At 71.1% G+C, this 20,650-nt stretch carries 11 protein-coding genes; 4 read left to right on the forward strand and 7 right to left on the reverse strand.

The annotated features are described in order from the left end of the window. Positions 1-80: 80 nt before the first annotated feature. The 7 genes from ACWGLC_RS15145 to ACWGLC_RS15175 form a co-directional block, all read right to left on the reverse strand. On the reverse strand, positions 81-1,745 hold the full coding sequence (locus ACWGLC_RS15145; RefSeq protein ID WP_452100657.1) for a CapA family protein: 1,665 nt from the start codon (positions 1,743-1,745) through the stop codon (positions 81-83). Positions 1,746-2,075: 330 nt separating this feature from the next. After that, a complete protein-coding gene (locus tag ACWGLC_RS15150; RefSeq protein WP_452100658.1) occupies positions 2,076-5,465 on the reverse strand; it encodes an arabinosyltransferase domain-containing protein in 3,390 nt (1,129 codons plus the stop codon). A 22-nt stretch (positions 5,466-5,487) separates the two neighbouring features. Next, positions 5,488-8,856: an arabinosyltransferase domain-containing protein gene (locus tag ACWGLC_RS15155; protein WP_452100659.1), complete on the reverse strand. Its 3,369-nt coding sequence runs from the start codon at positions 8,854-8,856 to the stop codon at positions 5,488-5,490. Positions 8,857-8,862: 6 nt separating this feature from the next. After that, positions 8,863-10,830 (reverse strand): arabinofuranosyltransferase, encoded by a 1,968-nt coding sequence (locus tag ACWGLC_RS15160; protein ID WP_452100660.1) that lies wholly within the window; start codon positions 10,828-10,830, stop codon positions 8,863-8,865. Between the two features lie 2 nt (positions 10,831-10,832). After that, positions 10,833-11,594 carry a decaprenylphospho-beta-D-erythro-pentofuranosid-2-ulose 2-reductase gene (locus ACWGLC_RS15165; protein ID WP_344992459.1) on the reverse strand — a complete coding sequence of 254 codons (762 nt, stop codon included), beginning with the start codon at positions 11,592-11,594 and terminating at the stop codon, positions 10,833-10,835. A gap of 182 nt (positions 11,595-11,776) precedes the next feature. Then, positions 11,777-13,225, reverse strand: a complete 1,449-nt coding sequence (locus ACWGLC_RS15170; protein WP_452100661.1) for an FAD-binding protein — start codon at positions 13,223-13,225, stop codon at positions 11,777-11,779. 140 nt (positions 13,226-13,365) lie between these two features. Further along, positions 13,366-14,796, reverse strand: coding sequence for a lipase family protein (locus ACWGLC_RS15175; protein ID WP_452100662.1), 1,431 nt, complete (start codon positions 14,794-14,796; stop codon positions 13,366-13,368). Positions 14,797-14,891: 95 nt separating this feature from the next. On the opposite strand from ACWGLC_RS15175, the gene ACWGLC_RS15180 reads away from it, so the two are divergent. From ACWGLC_RS15180 to ACWGLC_RS15195, 4 genes are all read left to right on the forward strand, one after another. Next, positions 14,892-15,413, forward strand: a complete 522-nt coding sequence (locus ACWGLC_RS15180) for a GtrA family protein (protein WP_344992450.1) — start codon at positions 14,892-14,894, stop codon at positions 15,411-15,413. 5 nt (positions 15,414-15,418) lie between these two features. After that, positions 15,419-17,518, forward strand: a complete 2,100-nt coding sequence (locus ACWGLC_RS15185) for a DUF6541 family protein (RefSeq protein ID WP_452100663.1) — start codon at positions 15,419-15,421, stop codon at positions 17,516-17,518. Positions 17,519-17,544: 26 nt separating this feature from the next. After that, positions 17,545-19,416 carry a glycosyltransferase gene (locus ACWGLC_RS15190; RefSeq protein WP_452100664.1) on the forward strand — a complete coding sequence of 624 codons (1,872 nt, stop codon included), beginning with the start codon at positions 17,545-17,547 and terminating at the stop codon, positions 19,414-19,416. 133 nt (positions 19,417-19,549) lie between these two features. After that, entirely contained in the window at positions 19,550-20,629 is a 1,080-nt protein-coding gene (locus tag ACWGLC_RS15195) for a hypothetical protein (RefSeq protein ID WP_452100665.1), read from the forward strand. Positions 20,630-20,650: the final 21 nt, after the last annotated feature.

A 20,650-nucleotide genomic window follows, 5' to 3' on the forward strand; every position in this document is an offset into this window, starting at 1 on the left:
CAGCGTCGGCAACCGGGTCGGCACCGGTGCCGTCGATGAGGCGGGCGTTATGCAGGATAGTGGTCGTCATAAAATTCACCTTACCCACGAGGTCTCGGCTCCGACCACCCGCCGGGAGGGATAGTCGACAGTGGCGAGAGGATGCCCTTCCAGACCACGTTCTCGAGGTGCGGGAGCTCGGCCTTCTCCCGGTCGGTCAGGCCGAAATCGCCCGGGTTCTCCAGAACCTTGTCGAAGTGGACGATCCGGCAGTCGTAACGGTCGTCACCGAGGTGAGCGTTGACGATGTATAGCGGCGTCGTCTCGAGGTGATCCCACGAGACGTAGGTGCCGCCGGCGGTAACCACCTTGGCGATGTCGAACTTGATGGCGTAGGTGAGCTTCGAGTTCCGGCTCTCGGGGTGATAGCTCACGAAATCCCCGAAGGCGTAGGTGACGAGGGCCTTGGGCTTGTCCGGCCCGCGGTCGATGATCTGAGCCGGCTGCGGAACGTGTGGATGGTTCCCCAGGATCACGTCCACGCCGCGGGCCACGACCTCGTGAGCGGCGTCGGCGACGTTCGGGTGGGGGTACATCTCGAACTCCCAACCCCAGTGGCAGAAGGCGACGATGAACTCCGCCCCCTTGGCCTTGGCGGCGGCGACCTCGTCCTCGACCAGCGAGTAGTCCGGACCGGGGTTCATGTCGTTGAAACGCACCTCGTTCACCAGAAAGCCCCGGTTCTCGGGCACCGGCCGTCCGTTGAGATCGAAGGTGTAGGTGAGAAGCGCGATCTTGATGCCGTTCCGCTCCACCACCACCACGTCGTCCTGCGCCTGCTGGTCGCGGGCAGTGCCGGAGTATCGGGCTCCTGATGCATCCAGCCCGTCGAGGGTTGCCAGGAGCCCGTCGGTGCCCCGATCGTTGGAATGGTTGGTCGCCGTGCTGAAGAAGTTGATCCCGGCGTCGTCACGGAACCTGTCGAACATCTCGGGCGAGGTGTTCATCTTGAAGGGCTGGCCGGACTCCTCCCCATTTCGGCCCGGTGCCTGGACGCTGTACACGGTGGACTCCAGATTGGCGCTCACGATGTCGGTGCTGCTGTAGAAGTCCGTGATGTCCTCGAACAGGCGGGTGGTGTTCTCTGGCGTCAGGACGTCGACCGCCAGTAGGTCGCCGGCACACGAGAGTGAGACGCGGGAGATCGACTCCACCTCGGTGGCATCCATGGGAAAGCTGTTCTGCAGGACCTGGCCGCGGAAGAAGTCCTCCAGGCCGGAGCCACGCTGCGCGACCTCCAACTGGTTGAACCAGTACTGATACACCCACTTGAGTTTGTCGGCGGTGCTGTGGGCGATGTCGTACACCCCGGTCGCCGGTTGCGGATAGTGGAAGGTCTCGTAGAACACGTAGCTCGCCGTCACCAGGGCGAGCCCCGTCAGGCCGTGGTCGTACTCCCGCTTCGCCGCATCGAGGATCTCGATCAATTCGCGGATGGGTTGAGCAAGTGCGTCGAACCCGGGATCGATGATTCGGTGGTCGGTGGCAAACTTCCGCACTGCCGCGATGACGATGCCCGGCCCGTGCTGGGCCGCGGTGATCATGTCGTCATTGATCTTGCCGGGGAGGGATTCGTGCTCCCGGCCGAGCAACGCGGCGACCTCGGGATGGTCGACGGCGTGCGCGAGCACCGGCTCGGCTTCCAGGATCCAACTGAACAGCCGACGGGTGAGGTCTCTACTGGCGTCGGTGATGGTCTCGATCATCTCGAGCTCCCCGGTCGAGACCCGGCGGAGTGTGTCGAGAACCTCGTCGCCATTCTGTGACAGGCGCGTGACAGTCGCCTTGATCAGATCCGGGGCGTCCGGCGGCAATGTGAGTGGCGTTTTCTTGGACGCACGATAACAAGTGTCCGGAGTGGCGGAGCGAAGATTCTCTAATATGTACCGGCGCACCGTTAGTACAGTTCAAATGAGCCGCTGCGCGGATCGGGGCCACGAACGTCAGCAGTTTCTCAGAATAATCCCGGGACAACGAACTGTGCCCCGTCCTTGCGCGCGAGGACGGGGCACAGCAGCAGCATCGGTGGGCTCGGTCTACTCCGGGTTGGTCACCAGGATCGGGCCCTCGGGCGACCACCAGCCCCAGCGGTCCACCGTGTCCATGGTGACGTCGGCCGGCCGCGGGGGCTCGGACTGGTAGGTGCCCAGCGGCGTGTAGGCCTCGATGGAGCCCCAGTCGCGGTTCCAGTCGTGACGCAGGTACGACGGGATCGTCTGGGCACGCTGCGCGGTCTCCACCCACCCGAGCGGGCCGCCACCCTCGTACGACATCCACGTACCGGTGGCGCTGACCGCGAGAGGACGGTCCGGCAGGATCCGGAACTCCGGCAGCTCTGCCACACCCGCGAAGTGCGAGAACGGACGCTGGCACGGGAACTGCATGCTCACGGCCCAGTCCAGCAGGACCGGCGAGGAGGACCCGACCATCTCCTGGACCGTCACGAGCTCGGGGGCACGCGGCGGGGTGATGGCCGCCCATTCGTCGGGGGTGAGGTCGTCGTCGTCGACCCGGATCCGCATGACGTCGGCGTCGGCGGGCACGTCCTCCATCGACACCCGCAGGTTCCGCCACGTAGGGGCGGGGCCGATGTCGTACGGGACGACCGGGGCGCCGACCATCTCGACGCCGTTGCCGGTGTCCCGACCGAACTCGACGGTCACCTCCTGGCCGTACTTGTAGATGCCGTCGGCGTCGAAGCGCCCGATCCGGCCGGCCGCGGAGATCACCAGCAGCGGGTGCGCCTCGCGGTTGTCCGGCAGCTCGTACCACCCGGTCTCGAGGCTTGCCTGCTGCTGCGGGCCCGCGAAGAACGAGCCCAGGACCGGGGTGGTGGCCGGGTCGAGACCGAACGGCAGCGCGACGGTGGAGCCGTTGACGCCCTCGGCGCCGCGGCCACCGCCCGTACCGGCGCTCTCACCGGTGTTGACCGAGGGGCCGCCGCCGGGCTCCGAGGTGGTGTTGGCGGCACCCGGGTCGGAGACCACCGCGTCGGCGGACAGGTCGGGGGCGACACCGTTCGGGGTGAAGCCGGTGTTGTCGCCGGCCTCGATCGTCTCGGCCATGGCCCGGGGGTCGACGGAGCCGTCGGGCAGCCGCGGCGCACCGAGCGGGGCGAGCATGCCCGCGTTGGCGTCCGGCTCGACGAGCACCCGGTCGGCGAGCATGCACGGGTTGCCGGCGAGCGCCGACACGTTGCCCGCGGCGATCGAGTATGCCGGGAACTGCTTCTGCAGCCCCTTGGCGAACGAGGCGACGTTGAAGATCACCAGCAGGCCGGCGACCACCGCGATCGGGGCGGCGGCGAACGTCCGCATCCGGCGTCGGCCCGCCGTGGTCCTGGGCGCCTGCTCGCCGGTGTAGTCGCGGCGCAGGTGCTGCCAGCCGGCGAACGCGAACGTGAGCACCGCCAGGACGAGCAGCACGTTGGACGCGGAGATCCCGCTGACGCTCGGCGCCTTGTCCCACCAGGGGATGCCGTAGCTCGAGACGTACCACCACCCGTTGGGGCCGGCGAACGCCAACGCGAGGACCACCAGGATCACGCCGAGGAACAGGGTGCGGTTGCGGACGGTGCGTACGGCAGACGCGGAGATGGCGAGCGCCCCCAGCGCGGCGATCGCCGCACCGATCCCGGCGTACACGCCGAAGTGGTGGGTCCACTTGGTGGGGGAGAACATCATGAAGAACGCGGTGCCCACCACGACGCCCACGAGGCGCCAGACGGGGCCGGACGCGGCGCCGGGCACCTTGCCGCGCCGCAGCAGCGTGCCGATCACCACGGCCAGGCACAGCAGCACCAGGAGCACCGGCAGGCGGCGGGACAGTGACCCGTCCACCGTCGGGATCATCAGGTAGTAGTAGCGGACGAACTCCTCGAACCAGGCCAGGTTGGGGCCGATCTCGCCGCGCACCCGGATGGCCTCGAGGACCGCGGCGAGCGACTGCACGCCGAAGACGCAGATGAGCACCATGGTCCCGGCGGCCAGGACGGGTGCGACGAGCGCCAGGTAGGAACCGACCTGGCGGCCGCGCACCACCACGGTGTGGACGACGGCCCTCAGGCCCATGATGAGCGCGGCCACGGCCATGAGCCCGGTGGGCCCGGTGGCCAGCGAGAACGAGGCGATGATCACGGCCACCGCGAACGGCAGCATCCGGCGGGTCGCGATGGAGCGCTCGACGGAGACCCAGGTCAGCAGTGCGCCCAGCGCGATCGCCGGCTCGGGGCGCAGGCCGTTGTTGAACGCCATCCAGAACGCGAGGAACACCGCGGCGGCGCTCCACACCACGACGGGCGTGGTGCGGGCGGCGCGCCCGAGGCGTGGCAGCACCTCGCGGCTGATGACCAGCCAGCACAGGATCGCGGCGATCAGTGCGGGCAGACGCATCCAGGGGCTGGCCGTGGACACCTGTGCGAACAGGGTCAGCAGGTCGTAGTAGGGCGAGCCGAACGGCGACTCGGGGACGCCGTACCAGCGGTAGTAGTTGGCCATGTAACCGGCGGGCTCGGCGGCCCGGGCCATCGACATGATGTAGCCGTCGTCGGAGGTGTTGCCGCCGACGAAGTGCCACACGGCGAGCGTGCCGATCACGGCCACGTCGGGCAGGCGTGGGCGGAACCAGCCGCGGGGCAGGAAGCGCAGGCTCCGCCGGCCGTCGGTCTGGTCGAGCCCGTGCAGCGCCCACAGTGCGACCGCCGTCGACAGCAGGCCCAGGACGATCGCCGCCCACTTCAGCGTGGTGGGATCGGTGGTGAAGCGCGAATCCACCTCGACCGACACCGCGAGCTCCTCCGGCACGGCGGTGTCGAGTGGCAGGTCGGTGTAGAGGCCCACCACCATGGGGCGCAGGTTGTCGGCGTCGATGCGCCCGGCCGCGGTGGGGCCGTCGAGACCCTCGAAGGACGCCTCCGCGTAGGTGGGGGCCGCCACCACGCTCAGGACACTGCACTCACCGGCGGCGACCTGATCGCGCGGCGCGGAGACGATGACCCGGTTGCGGGAGACCACGTCGACCGTGTCGGCGGAGGCGCGGATGAACATCGCGCGCTCCCCGGCCTCCTCGCCGGCGGCCGGTGTGGTGGACAGCAGGATGCCGCCGTCCTCCGGGAGGTCGGCGACCAGGGTGCAGGGGATGGTCGCGGTGACCTCCTGCGGGGTGTGCGCCATGAGCGGCGCGGTGACCGACTCGACGGACCCGTTCTGGGGCCACTGGACCGAGGAGGTCGTCTGCGCCACCGGCAGGAACGGCAGGGCCAGGAAGCACAGGGTGCCCACCAGACCGCTGACGATGGCGATGACGCGGAGCCTGGCGACCCGGGAGTCCGAGGCGACCGGGGCGGCGTCCTGATCGGATGCCGCTGGAGTGGCCGGGTCGGAGTCAGGGGACGCGCCCGAGCCGGCTGCGGAGGAAGAGTCTGACACGACGACAGATTCTAGGCGACGATCAGTTCATCGGTCCGGGCGTGGTCCAGCCCCACCGCACCTCACTGCCGCGGATCAGCTCGGCCGGGGTGGCCGTGGGGTCGAGTGGCTCGAACCGCTGGAGGGAGCCCCAGTCTCGCGACCAGTCGTGGTCGAGGTAGGTGGGGACGGTCACGGCCTCGACCGTCTGGGTGGTCCACAGCAGCGGTCCGCCGCCGCCCGCGCTCTGCCACCAGTTGGCGGCGGACGAGGATTCGCGGTCGGCGAGGATCCGGTACTCGGGGATCTCGGCGACGCCACCGTTGTGGACGAACGGCCGCTGGCAGGGGAACGCCAACGCCACGACCCAGTCGATGAGGACGGGATCGGTATGGCCCACGACCTCGTCGAGGGTGCTCAGTCGCGGGTTACGGGGCGGGGTGACGGCGATCCAGCGGTCCGGGTCCAGGTTGTTGTCCTCCACGACCACGCGCACGACCTGGGCGTCCTCGGGGATCTCCTCGAGCGGGATCCGCAGGTTCCGCCACGCGGGCGCCGGCCCGATGTCGGTGGGCGTCATGGAGCCCATCACCTCGAAGTCGGTGGGCCCTGCCGCGCCGACGCGGCCCGGCCGGCCGTACTCGATGCGCACGTCGCCGGCACCGATGCGGCCGGCGACGGCCATCACGAGTAGCGGTCGGTTGGGGCTGCGGTCGGGGAGTCGGTACCAGGCCGAGGTGAGTTCGGCGGCGACCTGCGGGCCGCGCCGGTAGGAGCCCAGCACCGGCGTGGTCTCGGGGTCGAGGCCGAACGGCAGGGCCACGGTGGAGCCGTTGACGGTCAGTGCGCCCCGGCCGCCGGTGGTGCCGGCGTCGACGCCGTCGCCGGGATCGCGCTCGTCGGGCTGGGACTGGGCGAGCGAGCCGGAGGCCTCGGCGCTGTCGACGGTGATCGAATCGGGCAGGCCGTTGGGGGCGAAGCCGTTGACGACGCCGGCGCCGAGGGAGATCTCGGGCCCGGCGCCGATCGCGGTGAGGATCCCGTCGTTGGAGTTCTCCTCGACGAGCACCGAGTCGGCGAGCGAGCACGGCTGCCCGGCGATCGCGCGCATGTTGGCGCGGCCGACCGTGTAGGCGGGGGATTGGGCGAACACCGCGGTGACGACGGAGACCAGTTCGAAGATCACGACGGCGAACGCCACGACCGTCAGGGGCGCGCCGTCGATGCCGCGCCCGTCGCGATGCCGCGCCGCGGGGGTGTCGGCGCGGGAGCGCAGGAACGGGACGTGGCGGGAGACCCGGCGCCACAGGGCGCGTCCGGGTTCGTCGGGCAGGAACCCGATGTGGATGAGCCCGGCGACCAGCAGACACGCGAACCCGCCGAGGAAGGCCAGGTACTGGACCTGGACCCCGCCGACGGAGGGGAAGGAGTCGGCGAAGGGGATGCCGTAGTCGGAGACGTACCACCAGGTGTTGTTGGTGGCGGTGGATAGCCCGACGACGAGGCACAGCGCCGCCCACACGAGCCACCGACTCCGGGCGAGCGATACGGACGAGGAACGAAGGGCGATCACGGCCAGGACCGCCAGCGCCCCGGCCAGCCCCGCGAAGACGCCGAAGTGGTGGGTCCACTTGGTGGGGGTGAACACCAGGAACAGCAGCGATCCCGCGATCACGCCGATGAGACGCCGGGACGGTCCCGCGGCGGCGCCGGGGATCCCGCCCCGTCGCAGCATGACGGCCGAGACGAGCACCAGGCACATGAGCATGAGCAGGACGGGGAAGCGGCGGGCCACGCCGCCGTCGGCCGAGACGCTGAACAGGGCCTCCCAGCGTTCCTTCTCGCCGTACCAGGGCAGGCTCGGCCCGAGCTCGGTGCGGATGCGGGTGGCCTCGAGGACTGCGGCCAGGGTCTGGTCGGCGAAGACGGTGTAGAGCAGCGCCAGGCCCACGGCCAGGACGGGGCCGGCGATCGCGGCCCAGCCGACGATCTTCGCGCGTCGGCGGGCCATGCGGACGAACTCGCGGGCGCCGGCGGCCAGCGCGGCCACGCACATCAGGCCGGTGGGCCCGGTGCCGAGGGAGAATGCGGCCACGCCGATCGCGGCGACCCCCGGCACGAGCCGGCGGGTGGCGATGGAGCGCTCGACCAGCGACCACGTGAGCAGCGCGCCCAGCGCGATGACCGGCTCGGGCCGCAGCCCGTTGTTGAACGCCATCCAGAACGCGAGGAACAGGGCGGCGCCGGTCCAGCGCGGCCGATGCCAGGTGCGGGCCAGCCGGCCGAGGCGGGGGATGACCTCGCGGCTGATGATGAGCCACGAGAGGATGCCGCACAGCAGCGTGGGTAGGCGCATCCACGGACTGGCGGTGGAGATCTCGGCGAAGACCCGCAGGATCTCGTAGTACCAGCCGACCGGGGACTCGGGTGAGCCGAGCCAGCGGAAGTAGTTGGCCATGTAGCCGCTCGGTCCGGCGGAGCGGGCCATGGTGAGCAGGTAGCCGTCGTCGGAGGTGTTGGCGCCCACGAAGTGCCAGAAGGTCAGGACGCTGATCACCACGCCGTCGACCCCGGAGAGGCGCAGCCACGAGCGGGGCACGAAGCGCCGGTCGGAGCGGCCGTCGATGCGATCCAGGCGGTGCAGGAACCAGACCGAGGCGATCGTGGCCGCCACCCCGATCAGCATCAGCACCAGCTTGATCAGCGTCGGGCTCGAGGAGTAGCGGGAGTCGACCGTCACCTCGACGGTCGATTCGCCGAGGCCGTCGGGCGCGGTCGCGGCGGTCAGATCGGTGAACACGCCGGTGACCTGCGGCCGCATGCTGCCGGGGACGGCGGCGCGGACGGGATCGTCGGCGTCCTCGGGATCGCGGTCCAGGCCGGTCAGCTCGGCGACGAGGATGCCCGTCTCTGCCCGCACGTGCAGGGTTTCGCAGTCCGCGTCGCGCAGCGTGGCCAGCGGCACCGACAGCAGCGTGAGGTTGCGGACCACCACCTCGATGACCGGGTCCCCGGCGGCGTCGGAGGACCGCTGCACCACGAGCCCGTCCGAGATCCGGCCGGGGGCGTCCTCGGGCAGTGTGGAGAACACGACGGTGTTCTCCGGGACCTGGCTCAGCGGTCCACACGGCGCCGAGATGGTCAGATCGAGTGGCCGCCCGGACACGAGCGGCGAGGTGACCGAGGCGTAGTCGGGGCCGGCGGTCCACTGCACCTGACTGGTGTCCTGGTGCACCGGCAGCAGGCCGGCGAGGATCGCCAGGACCGCCCCGAGGAAGCCGGTGATGATCGCCCAGCGGCGGTCGCGGGCCATTCCCGGGTAGGGGTGGAGACCGAGTGGCCGGTCAGGGTCGGTGTCGCGGCGCGGGTCGGCGACGTCGTCTGCCCGCTCGTCCGGCTCGTGGATCGTCACTCCGGATCACCGCACCACGATCACGGCGAACGGTCCCACGTCGTGGACCTCGAAGTGTGGCCCGGAGACCGCCTCGGCGGGGATGGTGACGGAGAAGCGCCGCACGTTGGGATCGTTGGGGTAGGTGTCCTCGGCCAGGCGCAGTGAGTAGCCGTCGCCGGTGGGCCGCGCCAGGATCACGTCGGGGCCGCGCCAGTCCGTGCCGGTCATGAGGGCGTGGAGCTCCTCGCCGCTGGTGGCCTCCTCCCACGTGATCATCGCCGCGTTGCGGTCGGCGTAGCGTCCCAGCGGGTTGGCGTAGTGGGAGGTCACCGCCTGGTAGGCCAGGTAGGGGTTGTAGGCGAGGAAGGCGTCCGCGGTACTGACGACGACGAGGTCGGTCTTGTCGCGGCCCGGGAACGCCTCGGCGATCACGGCGTTGACGTCCGCGTAGTGGGACTCCGGCCCGGGCGGGAAGCGGTCGGCCCGCTCGCCTGCCCCGTCGGTGTCGGTGTAGGCGAGCCGGATCTCCTCGTGCAGGTGGTCCGGGATGCCCTGCACCTGCGCGAGCACGGCCAGGGCAGCCACCACGCCCACGGCGGCGCTCGCCCGCCGTCGGTATCCGGTGGCCTCGGCGGCCGGGCGATCCGAGCCGTTCTGGCGTCCGGCGGCCCGCACCAGCAGCCCGGCGACGTCGGCGATCGCGAACACCCCGGCCACCATCAGCAGACCGATGAGCACGGGCTCGAGCCGGAAGCCGAGCATGGTGGTGCCGAGAACGGTGACCGCCATCGACGCGAGGCACCACAGGTAGACGGCGGCCACACCGAGACCGAGGGCCTGCGCGCGGCGCGAGGACCGGGCCCGGACGACGATCCAGATCAGACCGGCCAGGCACACGAGACCGGTCAGCCCGCCGGCGGTCATGGGCAGCGGCAACCGCGCGCCGGAATCAGGCAGGTAGTGCAGGGCGGTGCCGGAGTCGGCCGGCGCCCCACCGAGCGAGGCCAGGAGGTAGGGGGCCCACACGAGGAGGGCGATCGCGAGGGAGCCGACGCCGATCACCGCGAGCCGGGCCGCGGGTAGCCAGGCCGGGTAGTCGGTGCGGCCGCGCAGCGCCAGCAAGGTGGCGATCACGGCCATCAGCACGACGGTGCCGGCGGCGAGCGCCGTGTACAGGGTGTACATGCTGGCGGAGGCGCCGAGAAACACCATGGTGGCGACCGTGGCCGCGATGCCGGAGGGCCGCTGGACGGGACCGGGGGCGTCGCCGGCCGGCCGGTCCGCGGTGGGGTGGACGGCGTGCCAGGCCAGGATCAGCACCGGCGGGATGAACAGGGCCACCACGGCGCCGTAGGGCTCAGGGCTGCCGTAGGTGAGCATCATGGCCGTGGAGACCAGTCCCACCACGGCGCCCAGGTCGGTGCGCAGCAGGCGCGTCCACAGGACGGTGACCAGGGCGGCGGCCACGGCCAGCGAGAGGATCGACCACGGTTTGAACGCCGCCCAGCCCTCGAGCCCGGCGAGGTTGGCGAAGCGCCCGCCCAGCCAGAACCAGCCGGACGGGTAGAACGAGGGCAGGTCGGCGTAGGCCATGTCCGGCAGGCCGGGCGACGTGGTGGACCGGCTGAGGAACTGGGTGCGGAACTCCTGGTCGACGCTCACGCCGTGCAGGTAGAGGCGGGACGCCGCCAGCGGGATGCCGAGGGTGGCGGCCACCAGCAGCGCGGACCCGGTGGGCGCGGCGAGCTTGCCCAGACGCACCAGCCCGGCCCGACCGCCCGGCCGCTCACCCGCACGCGCGGCGAGGATCCCCACCACCACCAGCACGAGCGCGGCGGTCTGCCCCACGACGGTCAGCGCGCGCAGGACGTTGGAGTTGCCGTACGCGGGGAACGTCACGAGCGAGAACCCGACGAGGACGACGGCGGTGACGACGGCGGCGAGGAGGGTCGCCGCCCCCGCCAGACCGAGTCCCCGGAGCGCTGGGCGCATGCTCAGAAGGGGAGCTTGCGGAAGATCGGCCGCGGCACGTGGGTGAGCACGGCCATGACCCCGCCGAACGCGGCCGGGGCGAACACCGCGCCCTTGTCGCGACCGGAGTTCTTGACCGCGATCCGGGCCACCTCGTCCTTGTTGATGGTCAGCGGGGCCTCGTCGACGTGCGCCGACATGCGGGTGCGCACCTGGCCGGGCCGGATGACCAGCACGTCGACTCCGTGCTCGGCCAGCGCGTAGCCGAGGCCGGTGTAGAAGGAGTCGAGACCGGCCTTGGTGGAGCCGTAGACGAAGTTCGAGCGGCGGGCTCGCAGACCGGCGGCCGAGCTCATGGCGATGATCCGGCCGTAGCCCTGCGCCTTCATCCGCTCGGCCAGCAGCACGCCCACCGAGACGGCGCCGGTATAGTTGATCTGCGCGATCTGGACCGCCTTGCGCTGGTCCGACCAGAGTTCCTCGTTCTCCCCGAGCAGGCCGAACGCGACGATCGCGACGTCCACGTCGCCCCCGGCGTAGATCTTCTCGAATGCGGCCGGGTGCGTGTCGGTGGCCGCGGCGTCGAAGTCCACGACCTCGACCGCGGTCGCGCCGGCGGCCGTCATCTCGGCCCTGGCGTCCTCGACCCCGGGGTCACCCGGCAGGCACGCCAGGATCACACGCATCGGCCCCTGGGTGAGGTACTCGGCGCAGATGGCCAGGCCGATCTCGGAGGTGCCCCCGAACAGGAGCAGTGTCTGGGGGACGCCGACGGCATTGATCATGGACGGCAGTCTACCGACGGTCCTCAATCCCCCGGCCGCCCGTCTCGATCCCCCGGTGCGCCGCCGAGATCCCCCGCCCTCCGGTCGATAAGAGTGTTCGGCACACGTCGGGCGAGTGGAAATGTGCGGAAGGCTCTTATGGACGGACGGCGGGGGCGGTGGGGCCGCGTCGCCCCGCCGGGTCAGAGCAGTTCGAGACGCCGACCCATGTCGGAGACGAACACGCCGTTGGGGTCGATCCGCCGGCGCGTCGCGATCCACGAGTCGATCTGCGGGTACATGGCGTGGAAGCGCTCGGCCGGGACGCGGGAGTCCTTGGCCGTGTACAGGCGCCCGCCCATCGACATGACCTTCGCGTCGAGGTGGTTGACGAACGCGTTCAGCCGGTCGTTGATGGGGAAGTCCACGCACACGTTCCAGCCCTCCATCGGGAAGGACAGCGGCGCCTGGTTACCGGGGCCGAACAGCTTGAACACGTTGAGGAAGGAGTACTGGCCGGAGCGCTGGATGTCCCCGATGATCTCCTTGAACCCGTCGACCGCGCCCGGCGGGACGATGAACTGGTACTGCAGGAAACCCGCAGGTCCCATGGCCCGGTTCCACTCTCCGAACAGGTCGAGCATGTGGTAGAACTGCGGCAACGTCTTGATCTTGTTCCGGCGCGTCCCGCCCATGCGGTAGTATGCCTCGCCCACCAGGCTGAAGGACCACTTGTTGGCCAGCCCGTTGGGGAAGATGTCCGGGAACGTCAGCAGCGGCTTGGCGTCCATCGTCAGCGGGTTCTTGGCGAGCTCGGGTGCGTACTCCTCGAGCTGCGCGAGCGTCGCGAGGTTGCCCCGCGAGATCGCGGCCCGGCCGAGCTTCGGGGGCGCGCTGATCGCGTCGAACCAGGCGGAGGAGTAGGTGTACCTGTCCTCGGAACCGTCGGTGTGCAGCGCGATCGTCTCGTCGAGCGAGCCCGTCTGGTCGTCGTCGGCGAGGAAGAACGCCGTCTCCGTGCGCGTCATGGCGATCCACACCTTGAGCACGATGCCGGTGAGGCCGTTGCCCCCGACCGTCGCCCAGAAGAGACTGCCGTCCTCGTCGTCGTCGGTCCCTCCCGGCTCCAACGTCAACACCCGCCCGTCCGCGACGAGCAGCTCCATCCGCGTGACGTGGTTGCCGAACGACCCGGCGGAGTGGTGGTTCTTGCCGTGGATGTCGTGGCCGATCGCGCCACCGACCGTCACCTGGCGGGTGCCCGGCAGCACCGGGACCCACAGGCCGAACGGCAGGGCCGCGCGCATGAGCTGGTCGAGGTTCACGCCGGCGTCGACCACCGCGATCGCGTTCTCCGCGTTGAGCTCGTGGATGCGGTTGAACCGGCTCATGTCCAGCACCAGGCCACCCGAGTTCTGGGCGCTGTCGCCGTAGGAGCGGCCGAGGCCGCGGGCGATCACGCCGCGGCGCAGGTGGTGCGGAGACGAGGCGTTGGCGTCGTTGACCGTCGCGACCGCTGCCGAGATCTCGTCGACCGACCGAGGAGTGAGTACGTGGCTCATCGCGGGCGCGGTGCGCCCCCAGCCGGTCAGGCGCTTGAGCTCGGTGTCCAGGGAGGGCCGGGCCGGGGTCGTGTTCTGTGCAGTGCTCACGCAGTCGAGGCTACCGCCACAGCGGCCCGGGCTCGTCTACACGTGGACCCTGGGCAGACGGCGCAGGCGCTGGCTCCGGACCGCGCAGGCGCGAGCGCGGACGCCGGCTGGGCTGTGCGCGAGCGCGGATGCCGGACCCGCTACGCCTGACAGCCGCTGGTGAAGGGCACGCCCCGGGCGCGGGCGTCCACCCAGTCGAGGGCCGGCCCCACCGCGGTGTAGGCGGCGGTGATGTGTTCGCCGGCCACGGGCGTGTACTCGACGTCGGCGCCCGCCTCGCACCATTCGTCGGTGAGCCGGCGGGCGGTCCACTCGGGGACGAAGAAGTCGCCGGGGCCCGTCGAGGAGCCGGGGCCGGGTCCGATCGGGACGGTGGCGTCGCCGTGCCACACCTGTACCGGGCCGGTCGGGACCTCGCGCGGGTCGGCGCTGCTGGCGGGGTCGGCGGTGCCCAGCCGGTTTCGGGCCATGACGCGCTGGACGGTCGGGTCGGTGCGCGGGTCGACGTCGGTGAGCATCGACAGGGGCGCGCGGAGGATCCCGATCGCGGTGTTGGCGGCGGCGCACGAGTCGCGAAGGTGATAGGCGGCCACGTCGCCGGTGTCGTTGAGCAGCGGGTAGAGCTCCGGGTACTCGCGGGCGAGTCCGAGCACGGCGGCCCGGTAGAGCCCGGAGGCGACGGTGCCGTCCATGCTGTCGAACAGATCGGAATAGTCGGCCGGGACCCCGCCGACGGAGGAGCCGACCAGCACCCCGGTCAGTTCGGGCGCGTACACCGGCTGCAGCTGAGCCGCCCACCCGGTGGCGATCCCGCCGCCCGAGTAGCCGACCTGCACGATGCGCGAGTCGGCGAACAGCGGGTCGGTGTCACCCGGCGGGACGAACGCGCGCGCGGCCCGCATCCCGTCGAGGACGGCCCGCCCGTTCGCGCGGCCCGCGGCGTACGCGGCCTTGGGGCCCTGGAAGTCGGTCACCACCAGCCCGTACCCGCGGTCGGCGAGGATCTGCAGGAACGGCGGCAGCTCGATGTTGAACTTGTTGGGCAGCACGTGCGAGGGCATGCATTCCAGCCCGAGCGAGTCGATCGTGACATTGAACGACACGAGCGGCCGCGGCCCGGGCCCGTCCCAGGGGGTGGCCGGCTCGAGGATCGTGGAGACGATCTGCTGCGGCTGGTCGTGCGAGTCGGCGCTCTGCACCAGGACCTGCCATCCGCGACCGAAGTTGCGCATGTTGATCGGTGGGACGGTCACCGGCCGGGTGGCGAGGATGGTGCCGTGCGCGGTGGCCGGGTCGACGGCGGGCGGATCCGAGTACCAGGGGTCAGGCGACGGGCTGGGGAGGTACCGCTCCGGCGTGCGCTCGTGTTCGGGCGCGGGGCGGAAGTCGGCCAGTGGGTCGGGGAGTTCGACCGAGCCGGGCGAGAGGGTCGGTGCGGCGCCGGGCGAGAACGTCGGTGCGGTGCCGGGCGTGTCGGCCACCGCGGCCGGGGAGCCCGCGAGCACACAGGCCACGGCGAGGGCCAGTGTGGAGACGAGGCGGCCGGGGAGGGGGCGGGGCCGAGGGGTCATGCGTCTACGGTAGCGGCACCATATGGGCACACGCGCCGGACCGGCGCCCGAGGTGTCGATGTTCACTTCCCGGCGCGCCGACCTACGCTGGTCGGGTGAGTTCCTCCCCAGACAGCACGGGCACGGGCGACGCGGACCTGCCGGGCGATTCGGTCCTGGATTCGCTGCGCGGCGCCGTCGACCCGCTCGAGTCGCGGCACGAGTCCGACCCGGCCGCCCCGACCGACCTCAAGACGCAGATCATCCGGTTCTTCCTGACCGGCGTGCTGTCGGCGATCGTCGACTACGGCCTGCTGCAGCTGTTGATGCTGGTAGGCGTCAGTCCGGGTTGGGCCAAGGCGCTCTCGTTCGTCGCCGGCACGCTCACCGCCTACGCGCTCAACCGGCGGTGGACGTTCCAGGCGGAGCCGTCGCGGGCCCGGTTCGTGGCGACGATGTGCCTGTACGGCGTGATGTTCGGCGTCCAGTGGGGCCTGTTCATGGTGCTGATGCCCTGGTTCCAGAGCATGGGGTGGACCGAGTTCTGGGCCAGCACGATCGGCTACGTGATCGCGCAGGGTGTGGCAACGGTGACCAACTTCATCGTTCAGCGCACGGTGATCTTCCGGGTGCGCTGAGCGTCGTGACCGCCGTGATCCTGCTGGTCGCCGCACTGGCGCTGTTGGTGGTGCCCGGCGCGGCGATCTGTCTGGCCACCGGCCTGCCCTGGCGCGACGCGGTGGCGGTGGGCCCGGCCCTGACGCTCGCGGTCGTGGCGGTGGGCTGCACGGTCACGGCCGCCACAGACGTGGCCTGGGCTCCGGCCTCGGCGGGGGTGACGGCGCTCGTGGCGCTGCTGTGCGCCGGGATGGTGGGTATCGCCGTCCGGGTGGCGGCGGGCCGGGCGCGATCGCGGGGCGGGAACGAGTATGACGACGACGACGCCGTCACCCGATCCCCGAGGCGGTGGGTGGGCGATCTCGTCGTCGTCGTACTCGCCGCCCTGCCCGCGGTGCAGTTCGGGATCGCGACCCGCGGCCTCACGGCGATCCCGCAGTACTGGGACGCCCTCTTCCACGGCGGTGCCACGCGGTACATCGCTGAGACCGGGCAGGCCGGCCTGACCGACCTCGCGCCGGTGAGCCAGCCCGCCAACCCGCACTTCTACTATCCGGACACCTATCACGCACTCACCTCGCTCCTGCTGCACCTACCCGGCGACGGCACGCCCGGGGCGCTGAACGGAATGCCGGGCGCCCTGAACGCGATGTCGGCGGTGACGGGCGTGGTGTTCGTCCTGGGCGTGGCGCTCCTGGCCGGACGGCTGTGCGGTGGGTCCCGGCTGGCGGCGGTGGGCGCCGCAGTCGTCGCGGCATCGTGCTGGACATTCCCCTTCCAGGTTGTCGGGTGGGGGCCGTTGCTGCCGTTCGCACTGGGTGTGGCGGTGATCCCGGGGCTGTTGGTGCTGGGGGAGAGGCTCTCGGTAGTGCGGCCCGGCATGACGTGGATCGGGACGGCGGCGGCCGCGTTGCTGCTCGGTGCCGGGATGACGGGGGCGTGGTCAGTGCATCCCTCGGTGGCGCTGGCGGCGGCGATCCCGGTGGGTGCGCAGGCCGTGGCCGGGGTCGTGGCCGCGCCCGGGGTGCCGTCCCGGCTGACGGTGGTCGGCGGATTCGCGCTGGCGACGCTGCCGGTGGGCGCGTACGCGGCGTGGACCTTGAGCGTGTTGTCGGCGGATGCCGCGGGCGGCGCGTCGGGATTCTCGTGGCCACGGCAGATGGGAGTCGCCCGCGCCGTCGCCGGGGTGTTCGATCTCGGTCCCTCCGCGGCGGCGTCCGCGGGGACGACCTTATTGGTGCTCATCGGTCTGGTCGGAGCAGTGGCCCACCCGCGATGGCGCCGACCGCTCGCAGCTGTGGTGACGGCGTTGGTCGTCTACGGGGTGTTGTATGTGCTCGCCGCAGGGGTCGAGGGCGACTGGGTGCGGGCGTTCACCGGATTCTGGTGGGATGACATGTACCGGTTCGCGGCGTTGCTCGCCGTGCCCTCGGCGGTGCTGGCCGGCGCCGGGGTCCGGGCGCTGATCCCCCGGGGCCCCGCACGCAGGCCCGCCGCGCGTGTCGGCTGCGTCATCGCGACGGTGTGCCTGCTGGCCGCGCTGTCCGGGCAAGCGCTTCTGGTACGAGAAGTGCGGATCTGGGGTTACGGGGACGGGCCGGCAGTCACCGCTTCGGAGCGCGTCGTCCTGGACCGGCTGGGCGAACTGTATGACGGCGGCGTGATGCTGGGCGACCCGTTCGACGGCACCGCGTGGGCGTACGCCCTGCACGGGGTGCCGGTGGTTTTCGGCACGCCGCTGGCGGACGACCCGGTGGCCCAGGTCGGCGGCGATCGCATGACCCTCTACACCTCGATCAACCGGTACGGCTTCGACCCGTCGATCACCTACGAGGTGCAACGGCAGGACGTGCGGTGGGTGGTGGTGGGAACCGGCGTGGTGGGCGGACCGGGGCGGCCCGGCGGCTTCATCGGTCTCCACCTCAACCCCCACCTGCGCCTGGCGGCGGAGAACGAGGGCGCCCGTCTCTACGAGGTTCTGCCGGTGCCCGCGGATCATCCTCCTTCACTCCCACCACCGGGCATTCCCCCGGTGACGCCCCCCGAACAGCCGCCGAACACCGACTCACCGGTCGTCGACGCGATCCCGGCGGGGTCGGGGACTAACCTGGGCGGCACCGGATAACCGATCTTCAGGAGCGCATCGCCCCCATGGACGCCACCACCGTGACCGCCGCAGGTGCCGGCACCGGCGCCGACAGCGCCGACTGCGACCTGCTCCTCCAGCGGACCCTGTTCTCGGGCCCCCGCAAATGGGTCAACGACGACCTCTACTCGCGCGTCACCCGCGGCGTCGTGCGCCGCACCCGCACGGAGCTCCGGCTCGAACCCGGCGCGGCCGTCGACACCAACACCTACTTCGGCCGGTTCGAGGCCTCCTACTGGCAGCGGTGGACGTATCTCACCGAGCTGACGGTGCGGGTGTCGATCGAGTCGGCCGGCCGGGTGGACGTGCTGGCGCGCGCCTCCGACATCGGCTCCCACGTGCGCACGGTGGACATGGTCCATCACGACGGCGACGGGATGGCGGTGCTGCACGTCCCGCTGGACACGTTCACCGACGGTGGCGCGATGTGGTTGGAGTTCCACGCGGTCGACGCCGAGGCGACGGTCTCGGAGGTGGCCTGGAGTACGACGACGACGAGGCCGGCCCGTCGTGCGGCGGTGGCGATCTGCACCTTCAACCGCGCTGATGACTGCGCGGCCACCGTGGACTCGTTGGCGTCCGATCCGCTCGTGGCGGACCTCATCGACGACCTCTACGTCACGGACCAGGGCACCGACCTGGTGGAGACCCGCGATGCCTTCGCGCACGCGGCCCAGGAATTCGGCGACCGCCTGCACTACCTCCGCCAGCCGAACCTCGGCGGGGCCGGCGGATTCAGTCGCGGCATGTTCGAGGCCACCGCACCGGAGGCCCCCGGCCCGGTGGACGTGCTGCTCATGGACGACGACGTGCGGGTCGAGCCGGAGACCGTGCTGCGCCTGTTCGCCTTCGCGGCGGTGACACGTGAGCCGATGCTCGTGGGCGCGCAGATGATGTACCTGTTCAACCCGGACTACCTGCTGGTCTCCGCCGAACGCACGCACCTGGCCGAGCTCAGGGGCGGCCTCGACGCGGACGAGTTCGCGCTACGCGACGAGTCGGTCGTGGAGAACCGCCAGGAGCGGCGGATCGACGCCGAGTACAACGCGTGGTGGTCCTGCCTCGTCCCGGGCGAAGCGGTGGAGAAGGTCGGCCTGCCGATGCCGTACTTCTTCCAGTGGGACGACATCGAATACGGGTTGCGCTGCCGCCAGGCCGGGATGCCCACGTGCACGCTGCAGGGCGCGGCCGTGTGGCACGCCGACTTCTACTGGAAGGACGGCGACGACTTCGGCCAGTTCTTCTCGCAACGGAATTCACTGGTCACGGCCTCGATCCGGCAGGGCATCGACCCGAAGGACATGGCCAAGAACCTGGCGCGCACCGTGCTCCGCGCGATCGCGGCCATGCAGTACGGGCTGGCGGCCACGCGGCTGCGGGGCATCGAGGCGTTTCTCGACGGTCCCGACGGTGCGTTCGGTGTCGGGGACGGTGGCCAGCGTGCGTTGGCGGCGATTCGCGAGGAGCGCGCGGGGTACCCGGAAACCGCCAAGCTGGGTGTGGAGGCGCTGCCTGCCGGTATCACGGTGGAGCGCAAGGTCGGTATTCCGCGCGCGGACCGCGAGGACCAGGTGCTGGCCAAGCGGCTGCTCGTGCAGAAGCTCGGCCGGCAGCGTCGGGGGGTCGTGGCGATCCCGTACGAGGACGCCGCCTGGTGGCATGTGGCGCTGTTCGACGAGGTGTACGTGACCGACGCGTCCCAGACCGGGGTGCACCACCGCAAGGTGGATCCGGCCCGTGCCTCCGAGCTCCAGAAGCGGCTGGCCTCGCTGCTCGCGCGCTTCGTCCGCGAGACCCCGGTCGCGCAGGAGCGCTGGCGGCGGGCCGAGGCCGAGTTGACCACGCGGGAGACTTGGGCGCGACTCTACGGACTGTGAGCCCCGGCGCGGGACGAGTCGCGCCGGGCCGTGCGCGGGACTTTATCCACAGGCCGTCCCCTGTCCACAGACGACCGGCTCGATGCTCGTTTTCGGCGGGGTGGCAGCCACCGCGTAGTTCACAGTGGACGGCATGAATCCGTCTGCTCCGATCACCCCGTCGGCGTTTCCCGCACTGTCCGTTCCCGCCGGCGAGCCCTGGCCGCTCGAGCTGCAGATGCTGCCGCCGGGACCGTTGACGTCGGCCGAACTGGTGCAGCAGGTGTCACCCTCGCTGGTCAGGAGGCATTACCACCGGATCTGGCATGGCATGTATCGGCGCGAGGACCAGGCCGACGGTCTCGAGATCCGCAGCCGCGCGCTGGCAAGGACCTTTCCCGACGGTGTCCTGCGCGGGCGCAGCGCGGCGCTGATGTGGGGCGACGACTCGGCGCCGGAGGACGCGCCACCGGAGATCTGGCTCCCGGCCACCCGCCGGACCCGTCAGGGGCGGGTGTACCGGTACGGGGCGATGCCCGGGCACGCGATCACCGAGGTCGACGGCGTTCGGGTGACGACACCGCTACGGACCTGCCGAGACCTTGCCGTGGACCTCGAGTTCGAGGACGCGGTGGTCTCAGTTGAGCGACTGTGCGCGATGGTGGCGGAGTTGCCCGCCCAACTGCGGGCAGCGGCCGATCATCCGAGCGGGCGAGGGGCACGCGATTTCGAGCAGGTCGTGCGCGCCTGCGACCCACGGTCGGTCTCGGCCATGTCATCCAGGGCGCGGATGGTCCTCGCAGATGCGGGCTGTGGGGATTTCGGACATGGTCACCAGGTGCGGTTGGGCAGAAACATGGTCGAACTGCCGCTGGCCGATCCCGTCGCGAGATGCGCTGTGTACACCTCACCAGCACCGGCATCAGTGCGGTGGGAGAGGTCGTCGCAGGCGGGGGACGCGGAGTCCCTCCGGGCGCGAAGGGACAGGGCCTCCGCTCGTCATCAGTCCCGGCTCCAGGGCGCCGGCTGGACGGTGATCATCGTGCGTGAACTGGCGCGAGGGGCCGCGACTCTGCTGCCGCGGCCGGGCACGGTTCCGGATACCGGACCGGCGGGCGTTGCCCGGAGGGCCGCGGGCTTGCTGGCCGCGCGGTGGCCGACGACCGAGCTCCGCCTGCCCGCTCACGGGGAGGCCGCCAGCGACCCGCACGGGCTCTGGGGCGCACCGTGGTGATCGTCGGGTGCGTGGCGCTTC

The organism is Dietzia sp. NPDC055877, from assembly GCF_053615975.1.

Excerpts from the sequence above, each read along its gene's own strand:
- ACWGLC_RS15145 (WP_452100657.1), bottom strand. The coding sequence starts at position 1,745 with ATGATCGAGACCATCACCGACGCCAGTAGAGACCTCACCCGTCGGCTG.
- ACWGLC_RS15160 (WP_452100660.1), bottom strand. The coding sequence starts at position 10,830 with ATGCGCCCAGCGCTCCGGGGACTCGGTCTGGCGGGGGCGGCGACCCTC.
- ACWGLC_RS15165 (WP_344992459.1), bottom strand. The coding sequence starts at position 11,594 with ATGATCAATGCCGTCGGCGTCCCCCAGACACTGCTCCTGTTCGGGGGC.
- ACWGLC_RS15175 (WP_452100662.1), bottom strand. The coding sequence starts at position 14,796 with ATGACCCCTCGGCCCCGCCCCCTCCCCGGCCGCCTCGTCTCCACACTG.
- ACWGLC_RS15190 (WP_452100664.1), top strand. The coding sequence starts at position 17,545 with ATGGACGCCACCACCGTGACCGCCGCAGGTGCCGGCACCGGCGCCGAC.
- ACWGLC_RS15195 (WP_452100665.1), top strand. The coding sequence starts at position 19,550 with ATGAATCCGTCTGCTCCGATCACCCCGTCGGCGTTTCCCGCACTGTCC.